Raw genomic sequence first — 13,696 nt, forward strand, 5'->3', positions numbered from 1 at the left:
GTCACCCCACCAGATACAAGGGGCGGTGGCGGGGGTTGCCCTCGCGCCGCGCGATTTCAGCCGAGACTTCCGCCAGCAGGCGGCGAGCCTCGCTCAGGTTGTTTTGGTAGGCAATGGTGCGCCCGCCAAAAGCCACGCTGGCCACGCCGGTGGCCGCCGCCTCGATGGAGGCGAGCAGGCTGTCACGCTTGGCGTGCAGCTCGGCGTCGGTCAGGTGCGAGTAAAGGCCCATGCCCGCAACTTTGGCGGGATGGGCGCGAAATAGCCATGCGAAATTTTCTAAAAATGCTTCGCGCGACGTCAGAGGCCAGGGCTTAACACATGCCGACAATCTGCTGCACGCGGCGCAGGCTCAGGCCGTATTGGCGCGCAAGGTCGGCGGCGTTGCGGCCGTTGAAGCGGGCGCGGATGGCGGTGTCGCGCTCCTGGCGGCGGTGGCGGCCTGTTTTGGGCAGGTAAAGGGGCGCGCCGCCCATGCAGGTTTGCAGGCGGGTGATGATGGATTGGGCTGCATCGTCTGGGGCGGCGACGCCGTGCGCGTAGAGCGCGGCGCGGATTTCGTGTTCGAGCAGGGCAAGGGTGTTTTCGGGCTGGGCGGGCATGGTGCGTTCATGATGGGTTGATGAGCCAGGCGAGGCTGGGGGGGGTGGCAGGCGCGTTTTGGTCCGCCGGGCGGGCGGCCGCCGTAGCCGCGACAGCCGGGGCGGCGGCTGGCGGGGCGTCGCCAGGCGCGGATGCAGGCATGGGGGCAGTGGGAGCCGGTGCAGGGGACGGCTCGTCAAACAGGCCGCCGGTAGCGGGGCCGTAGCGGGCTTCGCGCCGCGCCCAGCCGCCTTCGCGCAGGGTCTGGATACCGAGCCAGCAGGCGGCGGCGTAGGCGTAGACGAAGGCGTCGCCCGCCTCTTCGCGCTTGCCTGCGGGGGTGATCCAGCGCATGACGGCGCGCCCATTGACGGTGGCGGGCAGCAGGCGCGCGGCGGTCATTTGCTCGAATTCGTCGGTGGGCACGAGCGATTTGGGGACGTGGACATAGCCGGGGCCGACGCGGTCAATGCGCATGCGGCCGTGCAGCAGGTGCTTGGCGGTGTCGGTGCCGATCTGCCAGAGCTTGACGCCGCGCGCAATGGTTTTGCCGCGCCAGTTGACGTCGATGTGGCGGGGCGAGCCGATGACGGGGCGGCCGTAAGTGCTTGCGCCTTTGATGGCAAGCACGTTGCCATGCGCGTGGTTGCGGCAGTAGGCGTAAACGGCGTGGGTGTTGTGGCCGCCGGAGTCGATGCAGGTGGCTTCGATGAGCATTTGCGCGCCGCCTGGTGTCAGCAATGGGGTTGCGCGGATTTCGGTCAGGCGCGTCCATGGGCTGCCTTCGGTGCCTTCGTCAAGATTGGGGTCACCGTAGATGATGTGGCGGTCGACCAGCCATGATTCTTCCCCCCGGCCCCAGGCCCAGACGCGGGCTTCGAGCCGGTCGGGCTGTGTATCGACGCCCATGGTGAGCATGAGGCCACCCCTTGGGACGGCCCCCAGGGGGTAGTCTTCAGCGCGGGCGGCCAGGCTTTTGCCGTCTGCGCCGCTGCCTTCTTCTTCCCACGTTTCGGCGAGCGATGAGTTTTTGAATTTTTTGAGGGGAGCGGTGTTGCCCTTGCGCTGTTCGGCCAGGGCCTGTTCCCACTCTTCGACCAGTGAGGCCCATGATTTCCATCCGAGGGGGCTGTAGAGCTTGTTGAGCCAAAAGCCCGCTCGCTTGCCCATGCCCGCGCCGGGGGCGTCGGCTATCCAGCGGCCTTCTTGCAGCATGGTGTCTTTTTGCCACTCTTCGATGGCCGCGCCGCAATGGCGGCAAACGTAGTGGGCGGTTTCGGGGCGGGCCTGGCCGCTGGGGCTTTTGAGCCACTTCAGGCCCCAGGGGGTTTTTGCGCCCCACTCCAGCACTTGGTATTCGCCGCAATGCGGGCAGGGGACGTGGTAGCGGCGGCGGTCGCTGGCGAGGTATTCGGCCTCGATCAGGGATTGCCCTTTGATGGTGCAGGTGCTGGCGATGAGCAGCTTGCGGCGGGCGAAGTTGCTCATGCGCTCTTCGAGCAGGCCCAGGGGAGGGCCTTCGTTGTCGACGTCGGCCGGCCATTTATCGACTTCGTCGGCCACGGCAAAGCCGATGGGCTTGGATGCCAGGGATGCAGCGCTGTTGGCCCCGCCGAAAAAGAGGGCGAAGCCGCCCTGAATCGACCGGCTGCGCCAGCTGGCGGTTTCGTCGCGGCTGCGGCGGATGGAAACAAGGCCATCCAGGGCGGGGGTCTGGATGATGGTGGGCAAAAAGCGCTGCTGGCTGTGGTCTTGAGCGTCTTGCAGGGTGGGTTGCACCATCATCATGTCTTGCGGATCGGTGTGGATGCGCTGCAAGATGCTGTTGTAGAGGCATTCGGACTTGCCCATCTGCGTGGCGAACCACAGGACGACGCGCTCGTAGGGGCTGTAAGCACTGGCGGCTCGCATGGGTTCGACCAGGTAGGGCGTTCGCTCGTTGCGCCAGAGGCCGCGCTCGGGGCCTTTGGCGATGTGCCGGTAGCGGCCCGCCCATTCATCGACCGAGACGTTGGGCGGGGGGGCCAGGAAGCGGCGCATGATTTCGGCGGCCATTTGCTGGGCGCGCTCGATGTCAAGACGGGTGGCGGCGGTTTGCATGCTCATGCCTGGGCGGGTTCGGCGGCCAGGTGTTCGATGGCCGCCGGGGAATTGGCGAGGGATTCGAGGGCGGCGTGCAGTTCGGCATGCAGCAGGTTTTGCACGGCGGCGGGGTCGGATTCGGCGGCCAACAGGGGGGCCAGGCGGGCGGGCATTTGCAGCACGGCTTCGCGCGTGGTGGCAAAGATGTTGGACATGACGGCGCGCACGGCGTCGGTGCGGATGAGTTCGCCGCGCATTTCGGCCAGCTTCAGGCGCGCGATGTGGGCCTCTGCCGCTTCGCGCATGGTTTTGGCGACGTGGTAATTGGTGGCGGCGGCTTCGGGCTGGGGGGCGGCAGCAGGCGCAGGCGCAGGAGCAGCGGCAACAGGGGCGATGGGGGCAGGGGCGCTGGCCTGGGCGGCTTGCACGGTTTTGGATGTGGGGTGGACGCTGGACAGGATGGCGGCACGCGCGGCGGCTTCGTCGATGCGGCCATTGGCGTCAGGCGTGAGGATGCCGCGCCGGACGAGGTCGGAGACGGCCTGGCGGCTGACGCCCAGACGGCGGGCCAGTTCAGCGGGGCGCACGGGCGCTGTCGCGGTCGATGCTGCGGATGCCACTGAAAAACTCCAGATAAAAATCGTAAAGCGCCTGATCGGTGTGAATCACTGTTTGTTCAATGCGTGGATTGGCATTTGAATTCGCGCTGGATTCGATAACCAGAAAATATTTCTCTGCGTAATTGGCGGCTAACGTTATTTTGCTGTGATTGCGAGCGACGACAAACTGGACTCCGTAATCTTTTTGCAAACGCAGGGAGAATTCATATTCATCCCCGTAACGGCTTGGAAAGATTTCGCCCATCAATAATGAAAGGCGGTCTATTTTCCCGGCATCCAGCCAAGATTCAAGGGCCAATAGGTTGTCTTTACAAATACACCAAGTGGAAATAAGGACAAAATCAAAATATTCAACGCCATTGATTGCATGCTGAAAATAAGATTGGGCGTCAATGTCGCCATGACTGATGACATGCCAACTCTCACCTGGCATGAAGCGGGCAGGCAGGAGTTCGGCCAGGTGCGCCTGGGCCTTGGCGCGGCGCATTTGGTGGCGTGACTGCCTGCGAATGGCACGCGCTTGTCCATCAGCTTCGCGCTCGCTGACATATTGAGCGTGAATGGCCGCAACTTCTTCAGGATCGAAGTCTGAAAACAAATCAGCGCCTGGAATGTCAAGCATTTTGTCAAGTAAATCAAAAGGCTATTTACTAGAGCGATTTCGCGCTCGTTTCGCCCCCGTATTTTCTATGGCTGGAAAGGAACCGTGAAGTTAATGGCGGGCGGAGAAGTATTCGGCGGCGCGTTTGAATTCGACCGGGAATTCGGCGCGAACCATTTGTTCGACTTTGCCGCGCACGCGGCGGGCATTGAACATTTGCGCGACGGCAATGGTGCGCACAGGCTTGATGGGCAGGCGCGATTGGCCGACGCGGGCGAAAACGGTGCGGCCGCCATTGGCAATGAAGGCGTGTGAAATGACGGAGCGCCCGCCTGCTTTGCGGATGCGGACGGAGACGCCTTTTTTGGTTTGGCGCGCGCCGAAGTGAATGACGTTCATGGCGCGGCCGTTTTGCGTGGGCGATTCGAGCGAGGCTTCCAGATTCACCGTTCCCGAGCGGAAATAAGCGCGGCGGATGCGCAGGGATTTTTCGACCGTGCTGGCGGGGATGTTGAATTCGGCGCGAATTTCGCGCTTCATGGCGGTTTTTGCCTTGGCGACGGTTTTGTTCATGGCGCTGGCCGCCGCGCGCTCGAATACGTTGCCCCCCATGGCTGCCAGCTGGCGGGCGATCTGATCGAAGTTTTCGGTGACGTGGATGCGCATGCTGAAACTTTGCCGAAACAGTCCTATGTGGGTGAAGCTGTTTTTGCGCCCGCATCGACTGGCAAAAGAATGAGGCTGCGGGGCAGAAACTGGACGATGAGCTGGGCGACATCGGCAGAAATGAAGGCTGAAAAAGGTGTGCCGACGACGTGGCCGTTTTCGCAGGCCCAGAAGCAATTGGCCTCTCCACCTATGCCGCGCCGAACCCAGCCGAATACCTGATTGCCGCTTTTTTTGGCCCGCTCATGAATGGCGGCGTATGTTTGCGGCATTTTGTTTTTGATGGTGGCGATGGCGGCCTCAATTTCTTGCTTGCTTGCCTTGGCTTGTCCTTTGTCCACTGTGTCCATCCTTTTTGTATAGAGGTCATGAAAAATGGGCGGATGCCCGCGCGCGCGAGCGCCTGGGCGCGCCGCCGCGCCCGCCTGCCCGCGCTTTGCGGTGCAGATGCAGTCCGGCTGATCCAGCAAACCGCCCTGAAACAGGCAATGCAGCAGCTGCAACCCCGGAAATGGGCTGTAGGGGAGCTGCAAGACCTCTATGTAAAAAGGCTGGACAGCGTGGACAGCTGGACAGGCGGGCGCTTACATGGCGGCTCCCGCCCGGTTCCCGGCTGCCGTTTGCCAGCAGGCGCGGCGTTCATGCCGCGACTGAACGAGACCGGGCTGCGAATCGCGCCTCCTGCCTGGCCTGGCAAACGGAGCTTTTGCGGCGCGGGCGCGGCATAGGCCACGCCCGGCGCACAGGGCGGCTCCGTAGAAGTGGGAATAGGGTTTAGAAGGGCGCATTCACGTCTCCGATGACGACGTCAGCGCTCTCATGCGGCTGCGAAGCCCCGCTGCCGCTGACTACAGGGGCAGGGGGCGTTGGCGCGGCGGCGGACGGCTCATGGGCTGCCAGCGGCGCATCCATGGGCGGCTCGTCCGCGTCTTGCGGCGGCCAGTTCGGCGGGCGCACGTAGCACATCATGCGCACGCCGCCGATGCGGCGGCGGGTGTAGTCCCAGCCTTCATGCTCCATAAACGCACGGATTTGGGCTTCCAGCCCGGCATTTGACTTGGCGGCATCCGCCCCCATGGCGCGCACGAGATCGCTCATGGTGACGCAGGCGCTGTAGCAATTGACTTGCTCGTCGCTGGCCGCGCCGATGGGCTGGCGAGTCAGCAGCCGCATGAGGTCGGATTGCACGGCCGTCTCGATGAGGCGGCTGTCCTGCATGGGCTTGAACAAGCGCTCTTCATCGGCGGGCGTTGGCGTGTAGGACTCGCCGCGCTGGTAGAGCGCGTAAGCTTCTGCGAAAAGCAGGCCACGGTATTTGCTGAGCCAGGTGTTATCGACCCGCTGGCGCACAGGCACAGGCCAAAAGCGCCGGTTGCCGGTGCGGTCTCGCAAGTAGGTGCGCTCGTTGGTGGTGCCGACCATGACGCATTGGCGCGGGTAGCTTTCGAGCACGCGCCCGTAGGCCGGACGGTAGCGATCGACTTTGGCCGTAATAAAGGCTTTGATGAGCGCGATGTCGCTCTTGTTGAAATTCGCCAGCTCGGCGATTTCGTAGCTCCACAAGCCCTGCACTTGCTCCTGCCCGTCTTTGCCTTTACCCACATCAAAGTGTGTGTCGCTGAAAAAAGCGGTGGTCGCGAGGGTTTCAACCAGCGTGGATTTGCCCATACCGCCTGGCCCCTCAAGCACCGGGCAGTAGTCAAACTTGCAGCCGGGTTGCATGACCCGGTAAACCATGCCAAGAACCCAGAAGCGACCCACTTGCCGCAGGTATTCGTGCATGGCTGGCTGGAGTTCGTCCGGGCGGTGGCCGAGCACGTGGATCAGCCACTTGTCGATTCGGTTTTTGCCGTCCCACTCCAGGCTGGATAGCCACTCTCGGATGGGGTGGAAGCGTTGCTCCTGCGCGACTGTCTCGATACCCTCAGCGAGCGCGGTGCGGGCGATGGATGGCAGACCGTAGGCGTCGGTCAGGTATTGACCGAGGGCGAGATCAGTGTGTCCTTTTATGGGGCCGGCCTCTCCATTGGCCCAGGGCCAGGCGCGGCGGGCCTCGATGCCATTGGCTAGCTCGTTGTATCCCAGCACACCCGCCAGCGCCGGATCGTGGCGCAGGGCCTTGATGACAAGCTTGCGGGAGACGTGCCAGCGGCATTTGTCCGCGTCCCAAAACGGGGCGAGCCAATCTTGCGTAGGGCCGCTGGACGCCTTAGGCTGGCTCGCGCCAGCGGGGCGCTGGGGGGGATTGCTTGCTGCGCCGCCGCCCGTGGGGGGCGCGGCGAGGCCAGGTCCGGGCGCGGGGGGCAGAGGCTGGGCCTGAGCGAAAAAGTCCAGCACGCGGGCGGCGGTCCAGCCGTCGGTCTCGATGGCGTCGCCGCAGTCCCAGCCGTCTTTGACGTCGCCTGGGGCGGGGATGGGCAGGATTTGCACGCGGCAAGCGTGTTTGTCCGTCAGCTCATGGCCAATAGCCAACATGGCCTGGGTGCCGGGCTGTTTTTCAGGCGGCAGCAGGGGCTTGGCGGCTTTGGCGGCGCTTTCGGCGGCGGCATCGCCCGCGCAGGCTTTGCGCTCGGCAGCGGTCAAGGGGGCGCGCTTGGCGTCGCAATCCGGCCACAGCAGCACATCCCGCCCGGCCAGCCATGACCAGTCGGCACGATTCCATGCTTTGCAGCCGCCGGGCCAGCTGGCGACGCAGTACACGCCGGGGCGGGCGGCTGTGAGCAGGTTTTGTAATGCGTCGGCCTTTTTTTCCCCCTCGACGATGACGACCGTTTGGCCGTCAGCTGGAGACAACAAGCCGGGTAAGTAAAGGGGGCGCGGCTCGTCAAACTGCCGCCAACGCCAGCCCATGGATGAGTCTGCGTCGCTCTGGCAAAAGGTGCAAGGCAGCACGTCTTTGCCGCCGTCGCCGGTGCGGAAACGCACGACGTAGCCGAAAAGCGCGCCATCGCGCTCGTAGCGGGCGGTGTGCGTGATGTCCGCCTTGACGCGGTGCTGGTGCAAAAAAGTAGGCCGCACGGCCCCGGCGGGCACGGGCATGAGGGTGCGCCAGCCTTCACGCGGAGCCGCTTGCTTCGGCGGGGCCGGGGCCGGGGCCGGTTTGGGCGCTGGGCGCGGGGCGGGCATGGCCCCGCTGGCGCGGCGCACCCCCGCTACGTCTTCGAGACCGTAGGCGCGGGCCAGCTCCAGGGCGGCTGCCCCGTCCGCGATGTCATGGATGGCCGCGTACAGGCTGATCAGGTCGCCGCCGCGCACGTCTGTGGCGAAATCGGCCCAGCGGCCATTGCTCAGATTGACGGAGCAGCTGTGGCCTGCGCCGCCGGAGAGGCTGGCGCATGTGTATTCGCGCCCGACCCGCTGGCCGCCTGACAGCCACTGGGGTAGCAGCGTCTCGGCTTGGCGCAAAAGGGCCTCGTTCAGGCCCTTGAAGTCGATGGGGGGAAGTTGGCTGCCGGTCATTTGCAGCCGCCTTGTGCCGGGATCATTTCCGCGACGCCACGGAAATGATCAGGCAGGTAAAAAATGGAAGATGCCATCAGCGGCCTCCTGTGCAGTTGCGAAAACTGCCACGGCCGCTGCGAAACGGGGTTTGGGTGGCAGCCCGGACGGGTTCGCAGACCGGTGCACAGGCGGAGGCCAAAACCGGCAGGGCTTGCGCCCTCCCATCCGGGCCGCCAAAAACTGGAGGCGCGAAAAACGACAAGGCCGCAAGAACTGCGGTGGTTCATTGCGGCCTGAGCCGCCCATGCTTGCGGGCTGCGACACCCGGCCCCGCGTTTTTTGCGCGAGAACGCCGAAATTATAGCAGTTGTCAAGCAAACTTTGACAACTGCCGGGAAGGCCAGGTCACGCATTGGCGCGCTCACGCACTTCGATGAGTTTGTCCAGGTAGTGCCTGGCTTTTTTCAGGTCTTCCAGCCCGCCTTTGGCGTCGCACCGGGCCAAGTACTTGATGGCGCAAGCGCGCAAGTAGCCATCAAAAGCCTCTGGACTCATCCACGATTGCATGGCGTCCCACGGCTGGACAGCCATGTCTTTGTAATGCGTGCCCCCCACCTGGCGGGCGCTGGCAGGAGAAGGCATGGCAGGCTCGGCGCTCTGCTCAACATGACCGTGAAACGGGTACTGCGCGGGGGTGTGTCTGAAAAACATAACGGCTTTGGGTCAGGTGGAACGCCAGCGGCTGATGACGTCCATCAGATCGCTCGCGGGACCGCCAGCGAGGGCGGCCGGCAGGTATTCGGCGACGGGGCGGTTGCGCCAGGCCACGCGCCGCTCGCCCACGATGCGCAGATGGCCGCCCCGGCGCAGATCGCGCACGGCCCAGCGGGCCTGATGCGGATGCACTTGCGCACAGGCGGCCATTTCGCGCAGGGTTGCGCCTTGCCCGCACGCGGCCAGATCAGCGGCGGCGGCGAGCAGGGCCTGGCGGATGGAGGGCGCGGGAGCAGGCATGCGCTCAAGATTTGGACGCCGGGTCTTGCTGGGCCAGTTCGGGCCAGATGAGTTGCCAGTCATCGGGCCGCAGGTCTTTGCGCGTGAGCGTGCCTTCAAAAATTTTTTCGATTTGTGCGCAATGACGCACGGGAACGGGACGCTTGCCTGTACGCCACTGATGGACTGTGACGACGTGCACGCCCAGCAGCTTGGCGATGTAGCTCAGGCGGGGCGCGCGATGGTGGTTCATTGCTTCTGAGAAGGTCATTCGGCCATTATAAGGCTTAACCTTACTACGTAGCATGTTGCCTAAGTAAGGTTGCGCGGCGATATTTAGGCAATGCCTAGACCCAAACAACCCATCAAGACGCAAAACGCCTTTGGAGTCAAGATGAACACCATCTTGGCTCTCAAGGGAATGGAAGGTGATTACAAGGCGCTGGCCAACGTTTTTGGCGTGTCGGTGCCGTCAGCCCGGCAGTGGATTGAGTCCGGGCGCGTGTCAAAAGACCACTACGCAACCCTGGTGCAGTGGTCGGGGCGGGACTTGCATTGGTGGTTTGATATACCCGCCCCTCTGGATCATTCGGCGGCCGAGAGCAAGACGCTGGCGTTGCATGCACATCCTGCTTGGCCGTTCCGCCGGGTTTCCCCCGCTGATTACGAGCGCCTGGACGAATATGAGCGCGGACAGGTGGAGGGACTGGTGCAGGCGCTGCTGATCCAGTCGCAAGCCCACCGCCAAGCCGCCGCGTAAGCTGGCAAAAGTCATCCCCTTACAACACGGGGCGGCGGGGGAGAACAGCGCTGAGGCGCTTATTTGCACATGGCGCGGCCCAGCTCGACCCACTTGCCCGTGCGCTTAAGTTGCACGATGTCGATGATTTTTACCATCTCAGCGCCCTGAGCTTTGGCGCTCGTGCAAATGTAGGCGGCGTAGCCATCGCGGCGCGTGCCATCGTTGTAGACGCCGATGTACAGCCACTTGGCTGTTTTCCAGTAGGCGTCAAGCACTTTTTCTTCCTGTTTGATTAGGTTTTGCGCGTAAGTTTGTTGCGCTGGCGTGGCGTCTGCGGCCCAGGACGCACCACAGGCAGATACACCAACCATGATCAAGCTGCGAGCACAAAAACGCATGGCCTTCCCTTTCAAAAGTTTGCAATCGTAACTTATGCGCTTGTCTCGTTGGAGAGACACAAGGTGGGAGCCGCAAAAATAATTAGGCAGATGCTTGACTATTAAGTAGGCATAGCCTAATATCGGGGGTGTCGCAACAAGGAGGCCATATGCCCAACACCACCATCCCCCCCTTCCCCGCCCTGCCATCGAGCGCCGCGCCCGATGCGCTTGAAAAATATGAGCGGGAGGCAGCAGCTTATTACAGCGCTGCCTGCTCCGCCTTGGAGCAAGCCGACGCCCCCGCAGATGACGCGCTGCGGGTGGCGCTTTTCAGCGCCTTGCACCACGCCACAGCCCACCACGACGGGCTTGCCGCTTTCTGGCGCGGCGAGGCCGCCAGGGGAGCCGCCCAATGAGCCGCGCGGACTGGCTGTTGGGCGTGGCGCTGGCGCTGGCTTTTTGCACGCTGACCAGCTGGCTGGGCGTGCAGGACGATGCCGCGCTGGACGCCGCCACGCAGGCGAGCGTGCGCGACGCCATTGAGCGGGCGCAGGCGCTGGATGCGGAGCGCCAGGCGGCGCAGGAGGCGCAAGCGCGCCGCCTGGCCGAGCGCGCGCAGGATGTGGCCTGGGCCGCAAGGAGCGCGCCATGAAGCTGGAGCAATGGATGGCTTTGGCAGCGCAAGCGCCGCTGGCAACGCTGGCCGCCCCGCACATGAATGCGGAGCGGCTGGCGCAAGGGCTGGAAGGCGCGCTGGCGGCGCTGGCAGATATGCCGGCCGGCGAGGCCGTGGCATGCCTGCTGGATGCGCTGGCCGTGGTGGTGCTGACGGTGCACGCCGGAAGCGGCGAGGCGGTGGCGCGGGCGCTGAGGCTGCGCATGGAGCATTTGCAGGCTCTTGCGGAGAGCCTGCCATGAACGCCGCCGAAAGCCCCGCCCCCGAGCGCTTGCACGTGGGCACGATGTGGAACGGCGCAGTGGTAACGGTGACGCGCGCCGAAGTGGAAAGCACGGCGCGCGACGCGGCGCAGGCGGGCATGAGCCTGGAAGCGGCCTGCCCGTATCCGTTCTTCAGCGAAGCCGGGCGCGCTTTCAAAAAGGCATTTGCTGAGGCGTGCGCCAAAGCGCGGCGCGCTCGCGCCAGCAAGGAGCCGCTATGAAAAAGGCCAAACGCACAAAAACGTACAGGCCGCGCCCGGTTACCAGCCCGGTGGTCAAGTTTTACGCCCATCAGAGACTACTAAGTGGAATTACCCATTTAGCCATTGGCATGTATATGACGCCACATGGCGAGGCGGCACGCGATCAGCTGGCGCTGATGGGTTTTTATGTGGGCTGGGGGCTGGCCATGGCGAGCGAAATCGAATTTGGCAGCGCGCGCATGAAGCAGTTGCACGGCACTTTGCGTGGCATTGTGCAAGCCGCTCACGCGGGGGCGCGCTGGGATGCGGCGCTGACGCCCGCGATTGAGCGGTCATTGCACCTGGCCGAAAAGCTGTTGATTGACAACGCCCGGCTGGCGCTGCGCATGCAGCCGTGGGCCGAAGGCATTGAGCTGCGCATCAAAAACGGCACGGTGCAATTGAGCGACGTGGCCGGGCCGGAAATCTACAACGCCAGCCAGCCAGAAGGCCACGCCCAAGACGTTGCAGAGGAGGCGGCGGCATGAGCGTGGTGACGACACGGCCAGCTTGCCTGGATCGCTCGGCGGCAGCTAGGTATTTGTCCTTATCTGAATCAACGCTGGAAAAGCTGACGCGCGAGCAGGCTGATTTTCCGAAGCCGCGCGTGCTTTCAGGTCGGCGCACAGGCTGGCTGGTGCGCGAGCTGGATGCGTGGCTGGAAAGCAGGCCGGTGTCCAGTTTTTTGCCGCCACCCAATACCGGCGCGGCCAAGCCACGGCCCCGCTGCGCTGCGCTAAATGAATCAGCGGGTAAAACGATTAATGAATAGAAGGATAGATGATGGAAGTCAAAATGGATTGGGTCGGCGTAAAAGACAACGCATTTGCCATGCTGGGCGCTTTTCGCAAGGCAGCCCAGCAACAGGGGGTCACGCAAGCAGATATAGACCGCGTTATTGAAGAAGCCAGAAGCGGGGATTATGTGCATCTGGTGAACGTGTTAATGAGAAACACGGTGCCGGAATGAAGTGGATATTTGTGTATCCGGCAAGTTTTAAAGAGAGGTTGAGAATGACGAAGCAATCAAAGCGCTGGGAATTCGTGCCAAACTCCGAAATAAAGGTTGATGGGCGCATATTGCGCCGAATCCGCGCGCTGGTGAATATGCCTCAATATGGCGTCCAGGCTGGAGATTTTGGCGGCTACGTAGAGCACGAAGAGAATTTGCCCCAAAAAAGCCACGCATGGATATTCCTCAACGCGCAGGTCTACGGCAAGGCGAAGGTCTTCGACTACGCGCAGGTCTACGGCAAGGCGAAGGTCTTCGACTACGCGCAGGTCTACGGCAAGGCGAAGGTCTTCGACCACGTGCAGGTCTCCGGCAAGGCGCAGGTCTTCGACAACGCATGGGTCAGCGACTACGCGCTGGTCTGCGACAACGCGCGTGTCTACGATGACGCATGGGTCTACAACAGAGCGCGTATCTACGACGACGCGCGTGTCTACAGCGCCGCGCATGTCTACAACCGCGCATGGGTTGGCGGTGACGCGGTCATCTGCGACAGCGCGGACTGGATATATGTTGGCCCGTCTGCCTCCAGCCGCCGCTTTACCACGGCGCACCGGGATGCGGAGCTGGGCGTGCGCGTCAATTGCGGCTGTTTTTCCGGCTCGCTGGCGGAATTTGCCGCCGCAATTGAAAAAACGCACCAGAACAGCCCGCAAGATTTGGCTCGATACAGGGCGTTTCACCGGTTGATTATGGATGTATTCGGCAAGGAAAATACAAATGACAAATAAGCGCGTTTTTGAATATAAGCCAATGCCTGGTTACTTTGCCGCATTTCCAGACGGGAAGAAGGATTTCACTTTAGGAATGATTCGGTGCACCGTCACAAAAGAAGCTGGTATTTTGGGTATTGGATGCATGATGGAAAATGCTTTTGCGCAATTCGAGCAGCGCATGAAAGCCCCCGAAATGCGAGACGTGGCCCGCATGTTGCTTACAGCGGCTGATGAAATTGATGCCATGCAGGCGATGGAGCAGAAGAAAAAGGATAAGAAATGACAAAAGAAGAATTTGCCCAAATGCTTAGCAGCAAAGCAGACTACGCTGAACAACTGGAGATGATAATAGCCAATGCAAAAGACAGCGGACTGCTAGTTGTTTATGACCTGCCCACCCTTGAGGAGGCGCGGGAATGGTTCAATGGCCTCGAAAAGGCGTATTTGGCAACACTCAAATGGAACGACGACCGCGATTGCTGGCGCATAAAAACCGATTTGCCGCATGCGAAATTTACCATGAAGGATTTCAACGGCCTGCCGTGCGGCGAAGGTATCGTCATTGACGCCAAGGACTTGCAATGACGCCGCCAGTGCTTGACCCTTGTTGCGGCAGCCGGATGATGTGGCATGACCGCCAGCGCGCGGGCGTCGTTTATGGCGACTGCCGCCGCGAGACGC

The 13,696-nt window shown here is 62.7% G+C and carries 23 protein-coding genes; 12 read left to right on the forward strand and 11 right to left on the reverse strand.

Going from position 1 to position 13,696, the window contains the following annotated elements; all coding sequences use genetic code 11:
• Position 1: 1 nt before the first annotated feature.
• The 6 genes from ADJ79_RS07160 to ADJ79_RS07185 form a co-directional block, all read right to left on the reverse strand.
• Positions 2–232, reverse strand: coding sequence for a phage head-tail joining protein (locus tag ADJ79_RS07160; RefSeq protein ID WP_050715389.1), 231 nt, complete (start codon positions 230–232; stop codon positions 2–4).
• An 82-nt stretch (positions 233–314) separates the two neighbouring features.
• Positions 315–602 (reverse strand): Mor transcription activator family protein, encoded by a 288-nt coding sequence (locus ADJ79_RS14215; RefSeq protein WP_050715390.1) that lies wholly within the window; start codon positions 600–602, stop codon positions 315–317.
• Between the two features lie 7 nt (positions 603–609).
• Positions 610–2,688, reverse strand: a complete 2,079-nt coding sequence (locus tag ADJ79_RS07170) for a phage terminase large subunit family protein (RefSeq protein WP_050715391.1) — start codon at positions 2,686–2,688, stop codon at positions 610–612.
• Entirely contained in the window at positions 2,685–3,251 is a 567-nt protein-coding gene (locus tag ADJ79_RS15205) for a hypothetical protein (protein ID WP_050715392.1), read from the reverse strand. The genes ADJ79_RS07170 and ADJ79_RS15205 overlap by 4 nt, the downstream gene beginning before the upstream one ends.
• Positions 3,238–3,906 carry a hypothetical protein gene (locus ADJ79_RS07180; protein WP_050715393.1) on the reverse strand — a complete coding sequence of 223 codons (669 nt, stop codon included), beginning with the start codon at positions 3,904–3,906 and terminating at the stop codon, positions 3,238–3,240. Before ADJ79_RS07180 ends, ADJ79_RS15205 begins: the two co-directional genes overlap by 14 nt.
• 90 nt (positions 3,907–3,996) lie before the next feature.
• Positions 3,997–4,551: a phage tail protein gene (locus ADJ79_RS07185; RefSeq protein ID WP_050715394.1), complete on the reverse strand. Its 555-nt coding sequence runs from the start codon at positions 4,549–4,551 to the stop codon at positions 3,997–3,999.
• Positions 4,552–4,700: 149 nt separating this feature from the next.
• Between ADJ79_RS07185 and ADJ79_RS14220 the strand changes: the two genes are divergently transcribed.
• Positions 4,701–5,279: a hypothetical protein gene (locus ADJ79_RS14220; RefSeq protein WP_156304075.1), complete on the forward strand. Its 579-nt coding sequence runs from the start codon at positions 4,701–4,703 to the stop codon at positions 5,277–5,279.
• A gap of 46 nt (positions 5,280–5,325) precedes the next feature.
• Here ADJ79_RS14220 and ADJ79_RS07195 read toward each other — a convergent pair whose 3' ends face one another.
• The 4 genes from ADJ79_RS07195 to ADJ79_RS07210 all read right to left on the reverse strand — a co-directional run bounded on the left by ADJ79_RS07195 (position 5,326) and on the right by ADJ79_RS07210 (position 9,238).
• On the reverse strand, positions 5,326–8,010 hold the full coding sequence (locus tag ADJ79_RS07195; protein ID WP_050715396.1) for a VapE domain-containing protein: 2,685 nt from the start codon (positions 8,008–8,010) through the stop codon (positions 5,326–5,328).
• Between the two features lie 387 nt (positions 8,011–8,397).
• Positions 8,398–8,634 (reverse strand): DUF3310 domain-containing protein, encoded by a 237-nt coding sequence (locus ADJ79_RS07200; RefSeq protein ID WP_050715397.1) that lies wholly within the window; start codon positions 8,632–8,634, stop codon positions 8,398–8,400.
• Between the two features lie 81 nt (positions 8,635–8,715).
• Positions 8,716–9,006, reverse strand: coding sequence for a hypothetical protein (locus ADJ79_RS07205; protein ID WP_050715398.1), 291 nt, complete (start codon positions 9,004–9,006; stop codon positions 8,716–8,718).
• A 4-nt stretch (positions 9,007–9,010) separates the two neighbouring features.
• Entirely contained in the window at positions 9,011–9,238 is a 228-nt protein-coding gene (locus tag ADJ79_RS07210) for a YdaS family helix-turn-helix protein (RefSeq protein ID WP_253273798.1), read from the reverse strand.
• Positions 9,239–9,379: 141 nt separating this feature from the next.
• Between ADJ79_RS07210 and ADJ79_RS07215 the strand changes: the two genes are divergently transcribed.
• Positions 9,380–9,745, forward strand: coding sequence for a hypothetical protein (locus tag ADJ79_RS07215; RefSeq protein WP_156304076.1), 366 nt, complete (start codon positions 9,380–9,382; stop codon positions 9,743–9,745).
• Between the two features lie 59 nt (positions 9,746–9,804).
• Here the strand turns inward: ADJ79_RS07215 and ADJ79_RS07220 are convergent, their stop codons facing one another.
• A complete protein-coding gene (locus ADJ79_RS07220) occupies positions 9,805–10,098 on the reverse strand; it encodes a hypothetical protein (protein ID WP_050715401.1) in 294 nt (97 codons plus the stop codon).
• Between the two features lie 176 nt (positions 10,099–10,274).
• Here ADJ79_RS07220 and ADJ79_RS07225 point away from each other — a divergent pair, with 176 nt between their 5' ends.
• From ADJ79_RS07225 to ADJ79_RS07260, 10 genes are all read left to right on the forward strand, one after another.
• Positions 10,275–10,523 carry a hypothetical protein gene (locus tag ADJ79_RS07225; RefSeq protein ID WP_050715402.1) on the forward strand — a complete coding sequence of 83 codons (249 nt, stop codon included), beginning with the start codon at positions 10,275–10,277 and terminating at the stop codon, positions 10,521–10,523.
• A complete protein-coding gene (locus tag ADJ79_RS07230) occupies positions 10,520–10,759 on the forward strand; it encodes a hypothetical protein (RefSeq protein ID WP_050715403.1) in 240 nt (79 codons plus the stop codon). Before ADJ79_RS07225 ends, ADJ79_RS07230 begins: the two co-directional genes overlap by 4 nt.
• Positions 10,756–11,025 (forward strand): hypothetical protein, encoded by a 270-nt coding sequence (locus tag ADJ79_RS07235; RefSeq protein WP_050715404.1) that lies wholly within the window; start codon positions 10,756–10,758, stop codon positions 11,023–11,025. Before ADJ79_RS07230 ends, ADJ79_RS07235 begins: the two co-directional genes overlap by 4 nt.
• Entirely contained in the window at positions 11,022–11,267 is a 246-nt protein-coding gene (locus ADJ79_RS07240) for a hypothetical protein (protein ID WP_050715405.1), read from the forward strand. The genes ADJ79_RS07235 and ADJ79_RS07240 overlap by 4 nt, the downstream gene beginning before the upstream one ends.
• Positions 11,268–11,377: 110 nt before the next feature.
• Positions 11,378–11,776, forward strand: coding sequence for a hypothetical protein (locus tag ADJ79_RS07245; RefSeq protein WP_156304077.1), 399 nt, complete (start codon positions 11,378–11,380; stop codon positions 11,774–11,776).
• Complete coding sequence (locus ADJ79_RS13160) at positions 11,773–12,060, forward strand: AlpA family transcriptional regulator (RefSeq protein WP_082203178.1); 288 nt, start codon at positions 11,773–11,775, stop codon at positions 12,058–12,060. Before ADJ79_RS07245 ends, ADJ79_RS13160 begins: the two co-directional genes overlap by 4 nt.
• Before the next feature lie 11 nt (positions 12,061–12,071).
• Entirely contained in the window at positions 12,072–12,257 is a 186-nt protein-coding gene (locus tag ADJ79_RS07250; RefSeq protein WP_172674042.1) for a hypothetical protein, read from the forward strand.
• A gap of 44 nt (positions 12,258–12,301) precedes the next feature.
• Positions 12,302–13,030, forward strand: a complete 729-nt coding sequence (locus ADJ79_RS07255) for a hypothetical protein (RefSeq protein ID WP_050715408.1) — start codon at positions 12,302–12,304, stop codon at positions 13,028–13,030.
• Positions 13,020–13,298: a hypothetical protein gene (locus tag ADJ79_RS14225; protein WP_156304078.1), complete on the forward strand. Its 279-nt coding sequence runs from the start codon at positions 13,020–13,022 to the stop codon at positions 13,296–13,298. Before ADJ79_RS07255 ends, ADJ79_RS14225 begins: the two co-directional genes overlap by 11 nt.
• On the forward strand, positions 13,295–13,600 hold the full coding sequence (locus ADJ79_RS07260) for a hypothetical protein (RefSeq protein ID WP_156304079.1): 306 nt from the start codon (positions 13,295–13,297) through the stop codon (positions 13,598–13,600). The genes ADJ79_RS14225 and ADJ79_RS07260 overlap by 4 nt, the downstream gene beginning before the upstream one ends.
• Positions 13,601–13,696 lie beyond the last annotated feature (96 nt).

Origin of the sequence: Ottowia sp. oral taxon 894 (assembly GCF_001262075.1) — a bacterium.
Taxonomy (GTDB): domain Bacteria; phylum Pseudomonadota; class Gammaproteobacteria; order Burkholderiales; family Burkholderiaceae_C; genus Ottowia; species Ottowia massiliensis.

Excerpts from the sequence above, each read along its gene's own strand:
- ADJ79_RS07230 (WP_050715403.1), top strand. The coding sequence starts at position 10,520 with ATGAGCCGCGCGGACTGGCTGTTGGGCGTGGCGCTGGCGCTGGCTTTT.
- ADJ79_RS07180 (WP_050715393.1), bottom strand. The coding sequence starts at position 3,906 with ATGCTTGACATTCCAGGCGCTGATTTGTTTTCAGACTTCGATCCTGAA.
- ADJ79_RS14225 (WP_156304078.1), top strand. The coding sequence starts at position 13,020 with ATGACAAATAAGCGCGTTTTTGAATATAAGCCAATGCCTGGTTACTTT.
- ADJ79_RS13160 (WP_082203178.1), top strand. The coding sequence starts at position 11,773 with ATGAGCGTGGTGACGACACGGCCAGCTTGCCTGGATCGCTCGGCGGCA.
- ADJ79_RS07195 (WP_050715396.1), bottom strand. The coding sequence starts at position 8,010 with ATGACCGGCAGCCAACTTCCCCCCATCGACTTCAAGGGCCTGAACGAG.
- ADJ79_RS07225 (WP_050715402.1), top strand. The coding sequence starts at position 10,275 with ATGCCCAACACCACCATCCCCCCCTTCCCCGCCCTGCCATCGAGCGCC.
- ADJ79_RS07245 (WP_156304077.1), top strand. The coding sequence starts at position 11,378 with ATGTATATGACGCCACATGGCGAGGCGGCACGCGATCAGCTGGCGCTG.
- ADJ79_RS07250 (WP_172674042.1), top strand. The coding sequence starts at position 12,072 with ATGGAAGTCAAAATGGATTGGGTCGGCGTAAAAGACAACGCATTTGCC.
- ADJ79_RS07260 (WP_156304079.1), top strand. The coding sequence starts at position 13,295 with ATGACAAAAGAAGAATTTGCCCAAATGCTTAGCAGCAAAGCAGACTAC.
- ADJ79_RS07210 (WP_253273798.1), bottom strand. The coding sequence starts at position 9,238 with ATGAACCACCATCGCGCGCCCCGCCTGAGCTACATCGCCAAGCTGCTG.
- ADJ79_RS07185 (WP_050715394.1), bottom strand. The coding sequence starts at position 4,551 with ATGCGCATCCACGTCACCGAAAACTTCGATCAGATCGCCCGCCAGCTG.
- ADJ79_RS07220 (WP_050715401.1), bottom strand. The coding sequence starts at position 10,098 with ATGGTTGGTGTATCTGCCTGTGGTGCGTCCTGGGCCGCAGACGCCACG.
- ADJ79_RS07240 (WP_050715405.1), top strand. The coding sequence starts at position 11,022 with ATGAACGCCGCCGAAAGCCCCGCCCCCGAGCGCTTGCACGTGGGCACG.
- ADJ79_RS07255 (WP_050715408.1), top strand. The coding sequence starts at position 12,302 with ATGACGAAGCAATCAAAGCGCTGGGAATTCGTGCCAAACTCCGAAATA.
- ADJ79_RS07235 (WP_050715404.1), top strand. The coding sequence starts at position 10,756 with ATGAAGCTGGAGCAATGGATGGCTTTGGCAGCGCAAGCGCCGCTGGCA.
- ADJ79_RS07160 (WP_050715389.1), bottom strand. The coding sequence starts at position 232 with ATGGGCCTTTACTCGCACCTGACCGACGCCGAGCTGCACGCCAAGCGT.
- ADJ79_RS07200 (WP_050715397.1), bottom strand. The coding sequence starts at position 8,634 with ATGCCTTCTCCTGCCAGCGCCCGCCAGGTGGGGGGCACGCATTACAAA.
- ADJ79_RS14215 (WP_050715390.1), bottom strand. The coding sequence starts at position 602 with ATGCCCGCCCAGCCCGAAAACACCCTTGCCCTGCTCGAACACGAAATC.
- ADJ79_RS07215 (WP_156304076.1), top strand. The coding sequence starts at position 9,380 with ATGAACACCATCTTGGCTCTCAAGGGAATGGAAGGTGATTACAAGGCG.
- ADJ79_RS07170 (WP_050715391.1), bottom strand. The coding sequence starts at position 2,688 with ATGAGCATGCAAACCGCCGCCACCCGTCTTGACATCGAGCGCGCCCAG.
- ADJ79_RS07205 (WP_050715398.1), bottom strand. The coding sequence starts at position 9,006 with ATGCCTGCTCCCGCGCCCTCCATCCGCCAGGCCCTGCTCGCCGCCGCC.